We start from the raw sequence: 15,757 nt of genomic DNA on the forward strand, positions 1-15,757 counted from the left end.
GGGGGCCTTCCGGCCTCCCCCGTCCAGGCGCGCTTTCTGCCGCGCGCACGCTTTCCCCCTCCCAACCCTCCCCCGCAAGCGGGAGAGGGCTTTCATCGGCAGGAGCCGCGGGACAGCACGACGCCGCCCGGCCGGGGCGCCCCTCACCCCCATCACCCTCTCCCGCGAAGGCAGAGGGGAGATGGGTGGCACCTGACATCCCCTCCCCTCCCCCGCAAGCGGGAGAGGGTTCACGCCGGCGAAGCGCGGAACCCTCGCGCATGCCCGGCCGGACATCCCCCCTTTCCGGAGCCCACCATGGCACCCCGCGTTCTCATCTCCGACAAGCTGTCGCCCGCCGCCATCCAGATCTTCAGGGATCGCGGCATCGAGGTGGATTTCCAGCCCGACCTCGGCAAGGACAAGGACAGGCTGGCCGAGATCATCGGCCAGTATGACGGCCTCGCCATCCGCTCGGCCACCAAGGTCACCCCGAAGATCCTGGCGAAGGCCGACCGCCTGAAGGTCATCGGCCGCGCCGGCATCGGCGTGGACAACGTGGACCTGCCGGCCGCCACCGCCAGGGGCGTGATCGTGATGAACACGCCGTTCGGCAATTCCATCACCACCGCCGAGCACGCCATCGCCATGATGTTCGCGCTGGCGCGCGAGATCCCGGCGGCGGACGCCTCCACCCAGGCCGGCAAGTGGGAGAAGAACCGCTTCATGGGCGTCGAGGTCACCGCCAAGACGCTGGGCATCATCGGCTGCGGCAATATCGGCTCCATCGTCGCCGAGCGCGGCGTGGGCCTGAAGATGAAGGTGATCGCCTTCGATCCCTTCCTCTCGGTGGAGCGGGCCCTCGACCTCGGCGTGGAAAAGGTGGAGCTGGACGACCTGCTCGCCCGCGCCGACTTCATCACTCTGCACACCCCGCTGACCGAGAAGACGAAGAACGTCCTCTCGGCCGAGAACATCGCCAGGTGCAAGAAAGGCGTGCGCATCATCAACTGCGCCCGCGGCGGGCTGGTGGACGAGGCGGCGCTCGCCGCCGCCCTCGATGCCGGGCACGTGGCCGGCGCCGCCTTCGACGTGTTCGTCGTGGAGCCGGCGCAGACCAATCCCCTGTTCGGCCGCGAAAACGTGGTGTGCACCCCCCATCTCGGCGCCGCCACCGCCGAGGCACAGGAGAATGTGGCCCTGCAGGTCGCCGAGCAGATGAGCGATTATCTCCTCACCGGCGCCATCTCCAACGCGGTGAACTTCCCCTCCATCACCGCCGAGGAAGCCCCCAGGCTGAAGCCCTTCATCGAGCTGGCGGAAAAGCTCGGCTCGTTCGCCGGCCAACTCACCGACACCGACATCAAGACCGTGCACATCGTCTACGAAGGCGCGGTGGCGGAGCTGAAGGTGAAGGCGCTGACCTCCGCCGCGGTGGCAGGGCTGCTGCGCCCGATGCTCTCGGAGGTCAACGTGGTGTCCGCCCCCACCGTCGCCAAGGAGCGCGGCATCGTCATCGAGGAGACCACCCGCGCCGCCACCGGCGACTTTGACAGCCTCATCACCATCACCGTGGTGGCGGACACGCTGGAGCGCTCCATATCCGGCACCGTGTTCGCGGACGGCCGCCCGCGCATCGTGAACATCAAGGGCATCAAGGTGGACGCGGAGTTCGCACCCTCCATGATCTACATCACCAACGAGGACAAGCCGGGCTTCATCGGCCGCTTCGCCAGCCTCATCGGCGATGCGGGGGTGAACATCGCCACCTTCGCCCTCGGCCGCGACCATCTGGGCGGCGACGCCATCGCTTTGGTGGCGGTGGATGGCACCGTGCCGGCGGAGGTGCTCGGCAAGGTGCAGGCGCTGCCGCAGGTGAAGGCGGCCAAGGCCCTGGTGTTCTGAAGCATCGGTGTTCTGATCGGCCCGGAACGGCCGCCCCTCGGGCGGCCGTTTTCTTGTGTGCGTGATGCGTTCGGTGCCGGTCGAAGACCGGGCCCGCCCGCTCTTGTTTCAATGCGGCAGGCGGTCGGCGATCCTGGCAAGGCCGGCAGCGGCGCAGGCCTCGTCCTTCTCTCCGCCCGGCGCGCCGCCCACGCCGATGGCGGCCACGATCTCCCCCTTCGCCTTCACGCCGACGCCGCCGGCCAGAAGCAGGATTTCCGGCAGGGAGGCGAGCGCCTGGGTGCTGGGCCCGCCACGGGTCTTCTCCACGAAAGCCGAGAGGGTGTCGAAGCCGAACACCGGCCCAAGGGTCGCGACCGTATAGGCCTTGCGGAAGCTGGAGGTGCGGGTGTGGGTGGTGGAATGGTCGCTCTTCACCAGCACGCGGGTCTCGCCGGACACGTCCACCACCGCTACCGAGACCGGCCAGCCCTTCTCGGCGCAGGCACGCACCGCCTCCAGCGCGGCCTCGTTGGCGAGCGCCAGCGGCAGCTCCCAGCCGGAACCGCGCACCTGCGCCGCCGCCGGCGCCACCGGCGCGACCAGCACGGACAGCATCACCGCCACCAGCGCGCCGCACGCCACGGCAGCGCGAATCTCATGGTGCGCGCCAGCGCCCGTCCCCTTGCTCCAAATGCCTCTGACCATGCTCGTCACCTCCTGCCGGCTCGTCCGGCAGGACCGCTCCTAGCAGAGGGCATGTAACCTTTAAAATACATTTTAATAGTTTCACGCAGGCGTGACGGGCGACCCGCTCAGGCGGGCGGCCGGACCTTGGCCCGCGCGGCCAGCGTCGCCAGCGCGATGCCGGCGATGACCAGCGCATAACCCGCCACGTGGTACCAGGCCATGGTCTCGCCGAGGAAGAGGATGGCGAGCGCGGTGCCGAACACCGGCATCAGGTGCAGGAACGGCGCGGCGGCATTCGCCCCCACCAGTTCCACGCCCCGGTTGAAGAACAGGTAGGCGACGATGGAGGGGCCGACCATCACATAGGCCAGAACCGCCAGCGTCATTTGGTCGAAATGCAGCGTGTGCCCCAGCGCCGCCTCCCAGACCGCGAACGGCGCCAGCAGCACCGAGCCCAGCGCCATGATCACGGCAAGGAAGGAGAGCGGCCCCAGCGCCGGCCGCTTGCGCAGGATGGCGGCATAGAAAGCATAGATGAACAGGGCGAAGATGATCCACACGTCGCCGACGTTGGGCTTGAGATGCAGGAAGGTATCGAGGCTGCCGTGGCTGATGATCACCAGCACGCCGACGAGCGAGGTCACGATGCCCGCCATCTGGCCCGGGCTCAGGCGCTCGCGGAAGATGAAGAAGGTCCACAAGGCGACCAGCAGCGGCGCGGTGGACTGCACCAGCAGGCCGTTGAGGGCCTGCGTATATTGCAGCCCGTAATAGCTCATGGCGTTGTAGCAGGCGATGCCCGTGGCCGCGAGCAGCACCAGCAGCCAGAAATGCCGGAGAATGAGCGGCAGGTCGCGCCGGATCTGCCCGAAGGCGAAGGGCAACAGGATGAGCGTCGCCCCCACCCAGCGCACGAAGGCCAGCGTCACCGGCGGCACATGGCCGGCGACGAAGCGCCCGAGCACGATATTGATGGCCCACAGCAACGCCGTGACGGTGAGCAGCAGATACGGCGCATCATAAAGGGCGAATCCGGACGGGCGCGCGGGCCTTGCCGACATCTTTCCTCCCGCCTCCCGGCGTGACGCCGCGCGGCCTTGTGCTGATCTTCCGGCCGGGCCCCGAAGCTGGAACCACCTGCGTGGCTCGATCGGGCCGGGGTGCGGCCGGATCGGCGCGGGTTCCAGGCCGGGGCCGATCCGGCGCTTCGCTGTAGCGCCATCCGCCGCGCGTGGGAAATCTATTTTGGCGCACCGATCCATCACGCACCGTGATGGATGCCCCTCATGCCGGGCGGAACAGCGCCCGGTTGCCGGACGGATCGGTCACGCTCAGGTCGCCGGCCGGGGTGGTCGCGCAGGCGACGCCGGCGGCCGCGAGGCGCCCGGCGAGGGCTTCGATGGCATCGGCCGGGAGCCGCACGGTGAAATGGTCGAGCCCCGCCGTGCCGGCCGCCGGCGCGGGCGCCCCCGAGGACTGCCAGGTGTTGAGGCCGAGATGGTGGTGATAGCCGTCCGCGCTCACGAACAGGGCGCCGGGATAGCGCGCCATGATGGCGAGGCCCACCGTATCCACCCAGAAGCGGCGCGCCGCCTCCAGGTCGGCGACCTTGAGATGGACATGGCCCATGTCGGTGCCCGCAGGGGCGGGTCGCGCGGCCGGCGGCGCCTCGCGGGCCAGAGCGGCGAGGTCGAGGGGCAGTGTGGCCATGGCGATGGTGCCGTCCGGGCTGCGCGGCCATTCGGCGGCGGGGCGGTCGCGGTAGATCTCGATGCCGTTGCCGTCCGGATCGTCCACATAGAGCGCCTCGCTCACCAGGTGGTCGGAGGCGCCCATCCGCAGGCCCATATGGTGGAGGGCCATGAGCCGCGCGGCAAGGCTCGCCCGGTCCGGCACGCGGAGCGCCATGTGGAACAGGCCGGGGGCGCGGACGGGGGCGCGGGCGGCATCCGGCCGGCGCGCGATCTCCACCAGCGGGCGGCCGCCGGCGCCGAGCACGGAGGTCTCGCCGGTGGCGAGCACCTCCAGGCCCACGCCATCGCGATAGAAGGGGATGAGCCGGTCCGGGTCGCGGCTCGACAGGGTCACGGCGCCGAGAACGAGGTCGTGAGGCGCGGTTTCAGGGGAAAGGGAGAGGGCGGTGGTCATCTTGAAGCTCCTGGCAGGACGGTGACGCCCCTCTCGGGGCCCGCCGCCTGCGTTGCTTCAAATATGACGAGACCTCGGTCGCTTTGCCATTGCACCGGCGCAAGCCACGCCCAGCATCACCGCACGATGTTGCGGCGCGGGACCCCGTGCGGGTCCGGCATCCGCCGCCCGGCCTGAACTGCGGCGCGCTCCCGCCGCTCAGGCCGCCTTCTGGCCCTGCCGGTCCACGATGGCGACGATGTCGGCCATGATGCGGTTCAGCTCGAAATTCTTCGGGGTGTAGACCGCGGTCACGCCGAAGCCCTTCAGCTGCACCTCGTCCTCCGGCGGGATGATGCCGCCCACCACCACCGGGATGTCGGCGAGCCCCTCGGCGCGCAGGCGCTCCATCACGTCGCGCACCAGCGGCACGTGGGAGCCGGAGAGGATGGACAGGCCGATGACGTGCACGCTCTCTTCCAGCGCGGCGTTGACGATCTCGGCGGGGGTCAGGCGGATGCCCTCATAGACCACTTCCATGCCGCAGTCGCGGGCGCGCACGGCGATTTGCTCGGCGCCGTTGGAATGGCCGTCGAGGCCCGGCTTGCCCACCAGGAACTTGATGCGCCGGCCGATCTTCTCGGACACCGCGTCCACGCCCTTGCGCACCTCGTCCAGCCCCTGCGTGTCCACGCGGGCGGCGCGGCCGACGCCGGTGGGGGCGCGGTATTCGCCGAACACCTCGCGCAGGCAGGTGCCCCATTCGCCGGTGGTAATGCCGGCCTTGGCGCACACGATGGAGGGCTCCATGATGTTGCGCCCCTCCTGCGCCGCGCTTTTGAGCGCCGCGAGAGCCGCCGCCACCGCCTTGGGATCACGCGCCTCGCGCCAGGCCTGAAGGCGGGCGATCTGCTCCGCCTCAACACCTTCCGGCACGGTGAGGATGGCGCCTTCGCCGGTGGTCAGGGGCGAGGGCTCGGTCTCGGTCCAGCGGTTGACGCCCACCACCACCTGCTCGCCGCGCTCGATGGCCTCGAGGCGGCGGGTGTTGGACTCCACCAGCTGCTGCTTCATGTAGGAATTCTCGATGGCGGCCACCGCGCCACCCATGGCGTCAATGCGGGCGAGCTCGGCGCGCGCCTCCTCCTTCAGCTCCTGCACCTTGCGGGCGATCTCGGTGGAGCCGTCGAAGATGTCGCCATATTCGAGCAGGTCGGTCTCGTAGGCCACCACCTGCTGCATGCGCAGCGACCATTGCTGGTCGAAGGAGCGCGGCAGGCCCAGCGCCTCGTTCCAGGCCGGCAGCTGCACGGCGCGGGCGCGGGCCTTCTTGGAGAGGGTGACGGCCAGCATCTCCAAAAGGATGCGGTAGACGTTGTTCTCCGGCTGCTGCTCGGTGAGGCCCAGGGAGTTCACCTGCACGCCGTAGCGGAACAGCTTCTGCTTGGCGTCGGTGATGCCGTAGCGCTCCACGCAGATCTCGTCCCAGAGATCCACGAACGCCCGCATCTTGCACATCTCGGTGATGAAGCGCATGCCCGCGTTCACGAAGAAGGAGATGCGCCCCACCACCTCGCCGAAGGCCGCGCCCTCCGCCTCACCGGACTTCTTCACCGTGTCGAGGATGGCGATGGCGTTGGCGAGGGCGAAGGCCAGCTCCTGCACCGGCGTCGCCCCGGCCTCCTGCAGGTGGTAGGAGCACACATTCATCGGGTTCCACTTGGGCAGATCCTTCGTGGTGAAGATGATGGTGTCCTTGGTCAGGCGCATGGACGGCGCCGGCGGGAACACATAGGTGCCGCGCGACAGATATTCCTTGATGATGTCGTTCTGGGTGGTGCCCTGCAGCTTGGTGCGGTCCGCGCCCTGCTCGTCCGCCGTGGCGATATAGAGCGAGAGCAGCCACGCCGCACAGGCATTGATGGTCATGGACGTGTTCATCTCGGCGAGCGGGATGCCGTCGAACAGGGTGCGCATGTCGCCGAGATGGGAGATGGGCACGCCCACCTTGCCCACCTCGCCGCGCGCCAGGGGATGATCCGAATCGTAACCGGTCTGGGTGGGCAGGTCGAAGGCGACGGAGAGGCCGGTCTGTCCCTTGGCGAGGTTCGAGCGGTAGAGCTTGTTGGACTCCATCGCCGTGGAATGCCCCGCATAGGTGCGGAAAAGCCAGGGTTTGTCGCGGACTACCATGCGTTTCCTCGTCCTCGGGGGCTATTGGGGATCAGCCATTGTGCGTCCTGGCACAGGGGACGTCGATGGGAAAATGGTGGCAGGAGAGCGCTCAGGTTCGGAACGGGGCGACTGCAGCCGAGCGATCAGTCGACGGCCGATGTCCTGCGCCGGCCGTTCGACAAGATAATAGGACGCGGCGGACATGGCTACGGTCAACGCGGCAATCAGGATGAAGGTGACGTGGATGGGAACGGCCCGCAGCCCCTCCGTGCCCATCAGGCTGAGGACGATGTCCTGCGCGACCGGGCCCATCAGATAGACCGAGTAGCTGATGAGCCCCAGCCAGACGAAAATGCCGTGCGAGACCCGGAACTTGGTGGTCATGGCCACGAACAGGACCATGGCTACATAATAGGTCAGAATATAGCGCAGCCAGTCGTCGCCATAGCCGAACACCGAGATTGCCGGCAGCGCGACCACCAGCGCCACCGTGCCCCAGTTGGACATACGGCGCGCGCCGGGGCCGTCCGCGTCCTTCGCGGTGAGGCGGTAGCGCCACACCAGGCCCCAGAACATCACCGAAAGCCCCAGCGGCAGAGCAACCGGCATCTTGCGCCCCAGCCCGAAACGGACAAGGGCGAAGCTGATCGCGATCGAGAGGCAGACCAAGAGGGCCACCAGTGCCGCCCTGGGACGCGCGAGCAGGCCGAGGGCAAACAGGCCGGCGCACAGCATGTAGAAAATCAGCTCGATCTGCAGCGTCCAGTAGACGCCCAGAAGGTTCTTCACCCCCACGAACTGCTGCAGCATCGTCACATTGACCAGGATGGCGCCGACGCCGAGATCGCGCGGGATTCCCTGGGGCGCGTCAGAGGAGAACCGCGTCGCCACCAAAAGATAAATGACAGCCAGGATGATCGACAGCCAATAGGCCGGGTAAAGCCTGAAAAAACGCGAGATGGCGAATGCCGTCAGCGGCCGGTTTTGCGCTTTGAGCAAGGAAAACGGGATCACGAAGCCGGAAATAGCGAAAAAGACAACGACCGCGACCTTGCCGAGATCCAGAACATCAACAAAGACGTAGAACAGCGCCCGCTCGATGGAATTATTCACCAACCCAAACTTGATGCCGCATTCAGCAATATGAAAGTACACGACACCGAGGGCGGCCAAACCGCGCATCGAGTCGATGTGACCCCACCTGTTCGAAGTCATCAGGCGCCCCCTGAAAAGCCCCGACGGCTCGCAGCCGGATCGGTTGGTCGTACCGCCTCCGTCTCGCGGGTGCAGCGCTTGCGACGCGACTATAAAGCAGGGGTTTGCGGGGTTGAAGCGCAAAAATGATGCGCTGCAAAAATCAGCCGCGACGCGATGCACACGGGTCCGATCAGCCAGGGAGAGCCGCAACCGCCCCGCCGGCGGTCGCGGCCGCTCTGCCCTTTGCGCCTCAGCGTTTCACCAGCGAGATGATGAACAGGAGGATCACCGCGCCGATGGTGGCGGAGATGATCTGGCCGATCATGCCACCCACCACGAACACGCCGCCGAACAGGAAGCCGCCGATGAGGGCGCCGACGATGCCAACCGCGATGTTGCCGACAATGCCGAAGCCGTAGCCCTGGAAGATCTGCCCCGCCAGGAAGCCGGCGATGGCGCCGACGATGACCATCCACAAGATACCCATGTCCCGTCCCCTTTCCTTGTCGCCGCCCCGGCCTGTCCGCCCCGGCGGCCGGCCGTCCCGCGACGGCGCAGCCTAGCGCTGTCGGCGCCGCGCGTGAATGACAGCGCGAGCGTGGCCTTTTGGCTCTCAAAACGCGGAAAATGTCCGCCGATGGTCCAATGAGATGGGTATCGCTTTGGAATTTTTCTCTGCTACGCTGCAATGCAAGAAGCCCCCAAAGACGCGACCGAACGGTCCGCAAGATGCCAGGAGAGGACGAAAGCCATGGCCCAGACGGCAGCTGCCAATGCCAATGAGGGACCCGTGAAGGACCTTTACGAGCTCGGCGAGGTTCCCCCCCTCGGCCACGTGCCCGCGCAGATGTATGCCTGGGCCATCCGCCGCGAGCGCCACGGGCCGCCGGAGCAGTCGTTCCAGCTGGAGGTGGTGCCCACCTGGGAGCTGGGCGAGAACGACGTGCTGGTCTACGTCATGGCCGCCGGCGTGAACTACAACGGCATCTGGGCCGGCCTCGGCGAGCCCATCTCCGTGTTCGACGTGCACAAGCTGCCGTACCACATCGCCGGCTCCGACGCGTCCGGCATCGTCTGGGCGGTGGGCGCCAAGGTGAAGCGCTGGAAGGTGGGCGACGAGGTGGTCGTCCACTGCAACCAGGACGACGGCGACGACGAGGAGTGCAACGGCGGCGATCCCATGTTCTCCCCGTCCCAGCGCATCTGGGGCTATGAGACGCCGGACGGCTCCTTCGCCCAGTTCTGCCGGGTTCAGGCGCGCCAGCTGATGCCGCGCCCCAAGCACCTGACCTGGGAAGAAAGCGCCTGCTACACCCTCACCATGGCCACCGCCTATCGCATGCTGTTCGGCCACCCGCCGCACACGGTGAAGCCGGGCGACTACGTGCTGGTGTGGGGCGCCTCGGGCGGCCTCGGCGTGTTCGGCGTGCAGCTCGCCGCCGCCTCGGGCGCGCACGTGATCGGCGTCATCTCCGACGAGACCAAGCGTGATTATGTCCTCGGCCTCGGCGCCAAGGGCGTGATCAACCGCAAGGACTTCAAGTGCTGGGGCCAGCTGCCCAAGGTCAACTCGCCGGAATACACCGAGTGGACCAAGGAAGCGCGCAAGTTCGGCAAGGCCATCTGGGACATCACCGGCAAGCGCGACGTGGACATCGTGTTCGAGCATCCCGGAGAGCAGACCTTCCCGGTCTCCACCCTGGTGGGCAAGCGCGGCGGCATGATCGTGTTCTGCGCCGGCACCACCGGCTTCAACATCACCTTCGACGCCCGCTATGTGTGGATGCGCCAGAAGCGCATCCAGGGCTCCCATTTCGCCCACCTCAAGCAGGCTTCCGCCGCCAACCAGTTCATCATCGACCGGCGCGTGGACCCCTGCATGTCGGAAGTGTTCCCCTGGGACCGCATCCCCGAGGCGCACACCAAGATGTGGAAGAACCAGCACGCCCCCGGCAACATGGCGGTGCTGGTCAACGCCCCCCGCACCGGCCTGCGCACCATCGAGGACGTGATCGAGGCCGGCGCGAAGAAGTGAGGCCGCGCCTCCGCGGGCATTCGCATCCCTGAAACGCAAAGCGGCGGCCCCCGGGCCGCCGCTTCTGTTTCGGACCGCGGTCCGATCAGCTTGCACTACAAGCCGACCGGCCTCCTTTGTGGCAGGTTGGCAGTGCGGGCCGCCGCCTCACGCCGCCGGCTTGAGCGCAGCGAGTTCCCCCGGCAGGGCGTAAGCCCATGAGCTGATGGAGCCGGCGCCGAGGCAGATCACATAGTCGCCCGGCTTCGCCAGCGTCCCCACCACTTCGGCGAGCTTTTCCGGCCCGTCCAGCGCCGTCACCGAGCGGTGGCCGTGGGCGATGAGGCCCTGCACCAGATGGTCCCGGTCCGCCCCCTCGATGGGTGCCTCGCCGGCGGCATAGACCGGAGCCACCACCACGTGGTCGGCATCGTTGAAGCAGGTGCAGAATTCGTCGAACAAGGAGGCGAGGCGCGAATAGCGGTGCGGCTGCACCACCGCGATCACCTGCCCCTCGCTCGCCGCCCGCGCCGCCTTCAGCACGGCGGCGATCTCCACCGGGTGGTGGCCGTAATCGTCGAATACGGTGACGCCGTTCCAATCCCCGGTGCGGGTGAAGCGGCGCTTCACCCCGCCGAAGGCGCCGATGGCCTCGATGATCCTGTCGTCCGGCACCTTCAGCTCGTGGGCCACCGCGATGGCGGCGGTGGCGTTGAGCGCATTGTGCTTGCCGGGCATGGGCAGCTTGAGGCCGGAAATCTCGTGCACCGTCTCCCCAGCGCGGTTGCGGAAGACGACGCCGAAGCGGGTGATGCCGCCCTTCAGGTCCACGTCCACCAAGCGTACGTCCGCCTGCGGGTTCTCGCCATAGGTGATGACGCGCCGGTCCTCGATGCGGCCCACCAGCGCCTGCACCACCGGATGGTCGATGCACATCACCGCGAAGCCGTAGAAGGGCACGTTCTCCACGAACGCCTTGAACGCCTCCTGCACCTTGTCGAAGGTCTTGAAATGGTCGAGGTGCTCGGGGTCCACATTGGTGACGATGGCGACCTCGGTGGGCAGCTTCAGGAAGGTGCCGTCGCTCTCGTCCGCCTCCACCACCATCCAGTTGCCGTCGCCGCGGCGGGCATTGGTGCCGTAGGCGTTGATGATGCCGCCATTGATGACGGTGGGATCGAAATTGCCGGCGTCGAGCAGGGTCGCCACCAGCGAGGTGGTGGTGGTCTTGCCGTGGGTGCCGGCGATGGAAACGCAGCTCTTCAGCCGCATCAGCTCGGCCAGCATCTCGGCGCGGCGCACCACCGGCAGGCGCCTCGCGCGGGCGGCCACCAGCTCGGGATTGTCGCGCTTGATGGCGGAGGAGACCACCACCACGTCCGCGTCATCCACATTGGCCGCCGCGTGGCCGATCATCACGGTGATGCCGTGCTCGCGCAGGCGCTTGACGTTGGCGCTGTCCGCCACGTCCGAGCCCTGCACTTCGTAGCCGAGATTGTGCAGCACCTCGGCGATGCCGCTCATGCCGATGCCGCCGATGCCGACGAAATGGATGGAGCCGAGGCCGGACGGCAACTTCATGCCAGTTTCCCCTGAAAGGTTGCGACCGCGCCTTTCGCCGCCAGATGCCGGACCAGATCGCCCAGCCGTTCCGCTGCGTCGAGCACGCCCTGGCTTCTGGCCTTATCCGCCATCTGCGTCAATGATCGAGGTTCGCCGGCGAAGCTGTGAAGCTCCAGCGCCAGCCGGTCGGGATCGAACTCCACCTGCCGCAGCACCAGCGCCGCACCCACCTCGCCCAGGGAGCGGGCGTTGGCGGCCTGATCCTGGTCGAGGGCGTGGGGCAACGGCACCAGGATGGAGGGGCGGCCGATGGCGGCCAGCTCCGCCACCGTGCCGGCGCCGGAGCGCGACACCACCAGATGGGCCCTGGCCATGCGCGCCGGCAGGTCGTCGAAGAAGGGTGCCACCACGGCCCGCACGCCGAGCCGGACATAGGTGGCCTTCACCCGCTCCAGATCCTCCTCCCGCGCCTGCTGGGTCAGGACGAGGCGGGCGCGCAGGTCGCCGTCGAGCCGCTCGATGGCCTCCGGCACCACGTCCGACATCACCCTCGCGCCCTGGCTGCCACCGAACACGAGGAGGCGCAGTTCGCCCCCCGGCAGCGGCGGATCATAAAGCGTGGCCGCGGCGGCGACGGCGGACGGGCGCAGGGGATTGCCGGTCCACACCGCCTTGGGGGCCAGGTCCGGATCGGCGGCGACGATGCCGGGAAAGCCGGTGGCGATGGCGCTGACGCGCCGCGCCAGCATGCGGTTGGCCCGGCCCATGACGCCGTTCGCCTCATGGATGAGGCTCGGCACCCCCATGAACGAGGCCGCGAGCAGGGGCGGCACGGTGGGATAGCCGCCGAAGCCCACCACGGCTGCGGGCTTCACCCGCTTGAGCAGCGCAAGGGAGGACACGAGGCCGGAGGCGAGCTTAAGGCCGGTGCGCGCCAGCGCCACCGGGGAGCGGCCGCGCACGGTGTCGGCGGGCAGCACATGCAGTTCCCGCGCCGGGAAATGGCCGGCATAGCGCGCGGCGCGGGCGTCGGTGGCGAGATCCACGTCGAAGCCGCGCCGGCCGAGCGCCGCGGCGAGCGCCTCCGCCGGGAACAGATGGCCGCCGGTGCCGCCGGCGGCGAGAAGAACAAGCTGCGTCACATCCACCTCGCATGGCCGATGATATCGGCCCCGCACCCGGAACGGCCGACGGGATCGGCCGGATCGGGGCTTGCTGCCCCGCCAATGCGGCCTTTCCGGGGAGAGGCTTTCCCGCATCGCAAGGATGCTGGCGCATCCCGCAATCCGCTCCGCTCAGACGCCGCGCGGGACCCCTTGCCGCATCGCAAGGATGCTCGCGCATCCCGCGATCCGCTCCGCTCAGGCGCCGCGCGGGCTTCAGGCCGGGTCCGGCAGCGCGCCGCCGGGCGGCGCGACCGGCATGGCGACAGATTTGGCGACGGGCTCCGCCGCCGGCTTCTCGGAGAGCGCCGCCAGCGCCGCCGCGCCGGGCCGCTTGCGCGAGAGCGCCAGCAGCATGCCCATGCCGAAGGCGATGGAGATGAGCGAGGAGCCGCCATAGGAGATGAAGGGCAGCGTCATGCCCTTGGCGGGAGCGATGTGCACGTTCACCGCCATGTTGATGGAGGCCTGCAGCCCGAACAGCAGCGCCAGGCCGGTGATGGCGAAGCGCGCGAACGGGTCGCTTTCCTTGGAGGCCCGCGACAGCGACCTGAGGATAATGAAGGCGAACAGCGACAGGATGATGAGGCACAGGATGATGCCGAACTCCTCCCCCGCCACCGCGAACACGAAGTCGGTGTGCCCGTCCGGTAGCATGCGCTTCATGGTGCCCTCGCCCGGCCCCTGGCCGAACCAGCCGCCGTTGCGGAAGGAGTTGAGCGCGGCGTCGATCTGGTAGGTGTCGCCCGAATCGGGATTGAGGAAGCGGTTGATGCGCTTCTGCACGTGGGAGACGGTCATGTAGGCGATGAAGCCGCCGCCGGCGCCCACGCCCACGAGGCCCACCATCCAGATCCAGCGCAGCCCGGCGAGGAAGAACAGGGACGCCCACACCAGCGAGATCAAGAGGCTCTGGCCGAAGTCCGGCTGCTTCACCAGCGGGCCGAGCACGCTGGCGAGCAGGCCGAAGGCCAACAGCTGGGCCGGCATCTCCGGCCGCCTGGTGCTCTCCGCGAACAGCCAGGCGGCGAGGATGACGAAGGCCGGCTTGATGAATTCGGACGGCTGCACCGTGACGCCGGCAATGGTGAGCCAGCGCCGCGCGCCCTTCACCTCCGGACCCACCACCAGGGTGGCCAGCAGCAGCACGAAGAACAGCGCGAACACCACCATGCAGATGCGCCTGAGCGCCCGCGGCGACAGGAACGAGGTGGCGATCATCACCATGGCGGCCGGCACCAGGAACAGCACCTGCCGGTTCACGAAGTGGAACGCATCGGGAATGCCGAGGCGCGCCGCCACCGCCGGGCTCGCGGCGAGGCACAGCACGATGCCGATCACCATGAGGCCGCAGAGGGCGGCCAGCAGGGCGCGGTCCACCGTCCACCACCATTCGCTCAAGACGGTGCGGTCGGCGCGCGACATCATGGGGAGGCAACTCCGGTGCGGAACATCTGCCGCACCATGCGTCCGGGACGGTTGACGGGCGATTAAGACCCCATCCCCTTGCCGCGCGCAGCACGCCACAGGCGCCGCAGGAGCGAGCGGCGCGGCGGCGGGGGGGCCGGCGGCTCGGGAGGTGGAGGCGGCGTGTCCGGCTTCACCGGGTGGAACAGCCAGTCGCGCTGCGGGAAGTCCTGCGGCCGCTCGGCGAAATAGTCGGACCGCCACGGGCGGTAGATGAAGGTTCCCGGCGTCAGATGCGGATGCAGCGGGGTGTTGGAATAGAGCGTTCCGCGTCGCTCGGGCGGGCAGAACGGCCCCGTCCCGCCCATGTCCTCCATCCTGAGGCCGAGATGGCGGGCGACGGTGGGCAGCAGGAACTCGTAATGCCCCTGCCAGCCGGGATCGCGCACCTCGGCGACATAGGCTTCCACGAACCGCCGCGACATGCGCATCAGCGGGTTGAACGAGCGCATGCGGCAGGCCGGGTCCACATGGGCCGGGACCAGGGCGGTATCGCTGAAATACCAATCCGGGTCATCGGCGAGGGGCAATACCGTGGTGGTCAGGAGGTCGGCGTCGTTTGAGGCGAAGCGCTCGAACAGGGCGCGCCAGTCGCCGCTATAGTCCACGTCGAATTCCATGACCCACGTCTGATCGTGGGGCAGCGGCCAGGCGGCGGCCACGGCGAGCACGTCCATATAGCCGGGAACGAGGCTGCCATTTTCTTCCATCTGGCGGAAGCGCTGCGGCAGCACCTCTCCCGGCGGAGGATCGAGGATTGGCTCGACCGGGGCGACGCGGTTGCCCGGATTGTGGACCAGACGCCAGTCCACGAGGCCCTCGGTCTGCCGCCGCACCCGCTCGAAATGGGCCCGGATCCGGTCCGTGCACCGGGTGGTGACGAAGAGACCGTTCGCCACCCGCACAGCACCGTGTTCCGCCCCCGGCGAAAACTCACCCGCAACGCGACCCGTCATCCATGACCTTCCCTCCGCCCCCGATCATGCTCTCCCGCCTGGAAGGGCGCACTATAAGGCGCGAGCCGTGTGGTGCAACCTCCCCACGTGATGCCACCTCACGTTGTAACGCCGCACCGCCGATGCCGCTTCCGGACGGCTCCGGCATCGCGTAACCGGCCCGGCATGCCTATCTTGGAGACGTGCAGCGCTCCCGACGAACCGCCCCCGATCCAGACGCGCCCTCGCCCGACGCGTCCCAGCCCGCCGCTTCCGCATTCATCCCGGCGGATGGCGCGCTGCCGCAGGTGTTCCGCGACTGGTTCCGCGCGCGGGGCTGGACCGCGCGGGCGCATCAGCTGGATCTCGTCGCTGCCGCGCAGGCGGGACGCTCGGTGCTGCTCATCGCGCCCACCGGCGCCGGCAAGACCCTGGCCGGCTTCCTGCCCACGCTGATCGAACTGAGCGGCGGACGGCAGGAGCCCGGCGCAGGGAGCAAGTCCATGGACCGTTCGGCCGCCGGGGCCACTCCCCCTCGGCGCCCTGCTTCCATTCCCCCTGCC

The 15,757-nt window shown here is 68.4% G+C and carries 13 protein-coding genes; 3 read left to right on the forward strand and 10 right to left on the reverse strand.

Features of this window, described 5'->3' with window-relative positions; all coding sequences use genetic code 11:
* Positions 1-297 precede the first annotated feature (297 nt).
* Positions 298-1,884, forward strand: coding sequence for a phosphoglycerate dehydrogenase (serA, locus tag K9U40_RS18430; RefSeq protein WP_282891597.1), 1,587 nt, complete (start codon positions 298-300; stop codon positions 1,882-1,884).
* A gap of 108 nt (positions 1,885-1,992) precedes the next feature.
* Here the strand turns inward: serA and K9U40_RS18435 are convergent, their stop codons facing one another.
* From K9U40_RS18435 to K9U40_RS18460, 6 genes are all read right to left on the reverse strand, one after another.
* Positions 1,993-2,571: a GlcG/HbpS family heme-binding protein gene (locus K9U40_RS18435; RefSeq protein ID WP_282891598.1), complete on the reverse strand. Its 579-nt coding sequence runs from the start codon at positions 2,569-2,571 to the stop codon at positions 1,993-1,995.
* Positions 2,572-2,678: 107 nt separating this feature from the next.
* Positions 2,679-3,614 carry a DMT family transporter gene (locus K9U40_RS18440; RefSeq protein WP_282891599.1) on the reverse strand — a complete coding sequence of 312 codons (936 nt, stop codon included), beginning with the start codon at positions 3,612-3,614 and terminating at the stop codon, positions 2,679-2,681.
* Between the two features lie 223 nt (positions 3,615-3,837).
* A complete protein-coding gene (locus tag K9U40_RS18445; protein ID WP_282891600.1) occupies positions 3,838-4,701 on the reverse strand; it encodes a VOC family protein in 864 nt (287 codons plus the stop codon).
* A gap of 198 nt (positions 4,702-4,899) precedes the next feature.
* The gene (locus K9U40_RS18450; protein ID WP_282891601.1) at positions 4,900-6,873 is read right to left on the reverse strand and encodes a protein meaA; all 1,974 of its coding nucleotides are present in this window, start codon (positions 6,871-6,873) and stop codon (positions 4,900-4,902) included.
* Positions 6,874-6,894: 21 nt separating this feature from the next.
* Complete coding sequence (locus tag K9U40_RS18455; protein WP_282891602.1) at positions 6,895-8,070, reverse strand: acyltransferase family protein; 1,176 nt, start codon at positions 8,068-8,070, stop codon at positions 6,895-6,897.
* A gap of 232 nt (positions 8,071-8,302) precedes the next feature.
* On the reverse strand, positions 8,303-8,539 hold the full coding sequence (locus K9U40_RS18460; protein WP_282891603.1) for a GlsB/YeaQ/YmgE family stress response membrane protein: 237 nt from the start codon (positions 8,537-8,539) through the stop codon (positions 8,303-8,305).
* Between the two features lie 264 nt (positions 8,540-8,803).
* On the opposite strand from K9U40_RS18460, the gene ccrA reads away from it, so the two are divergent.
* Positions 8,804-10,087 carry a crotonyl-CoA carboxylase/reductase gene (gene ccrA / locus K9U40_RS18465; RefSeq protein WP_282891604.1) on the forward strand — a complete coding sequence of 428 codons (1,284 nt, stop codon included), beginning with the start codon at positions 8,804-8,806 and terminating at the stop codon, positions 10,085-10,087.
* A gap of 147 nt (positions 10,088-10,234) precedes the next feature.
* Here ccrA and murC read toward each other — a convergent pair whose 3' ends face one another.
* The 4 genes from murC to K9U40_RS18485 all read right to left on the reverse strand — a co-directional run bounded on the left by murC (position 10,235) and on the right by K9U40_RS18485 (position 15,215).
* Entirely contained in the window at positions 10,235-11,647 is a 1,413-nt protein-coding gene (gene murC / locus K9U40_RS18470; protein ID WP_282891605.1) for a UDP-N-acetylmuramate--L-alanine ligase, read from the reverse strand.
* Complete coding sequence (murG, locus tag K9U40_RS18475) at positions 11,644-12,777, reverse strand: undecaprenyldiphospho-muramoylpentapeptide beta-N-acetylglucosaminyltransferase (protein ID WP_282891606.1); 1,134 nt, start codon at positions 12,775-12,777, stop codon at positions 11,644-11,646. Before murG ends, murC begins: the two co-directional genes overlap by 4 nt.
* 231 nt (positions 12,778-13,008) lie before the next feature.
* Positions 13,009-14,220: a putative lipid II flippase FtsW gene (gene ftsW, locus K9U40_RS18480; protein WP_282891607.1), complete on the reverse strand. Its 1,212-nt coding sequence runs from the start codon at positions 14,218-14,220 to the stop codon at positions 13,009-13,011.
* 62 nt (positions 14,221-14,282) lie between these two features.
* Positions 14,283-15,215, reverse strand: coding sequence for a hypothetical protein (locus K9U40_RS18485; protein WP_282891608.1), 933 nt, complete (start codon positions 15,213-15,215; stop codon positions 14,283-14,285).
* Between the two features lie 260 nt (positions 15,216-15,475).
* Between K9U40_RS18485 and K9U40_RS18490 the strand changes: the two genes are divergently transcribed.
* A partial coding sequence (locus tag K9U40_RS18490; protein ID WP_349239444.1) for a DEAD/DEAH box helicase occupies positions 15,476-15,757 on the forward strand: 282 nt, incomplete at its 3' end.

It is taken from the genome of Xanthobacter autotrophicus, from assembly GCF_030015065.1.
GTDB lineage: Bacteria > Pseudomonadota > Alphaproteobacteria > Rhizobiales > Xanthobacteraceae > Xanthobacter > Xanthobacter autotrophicus_D.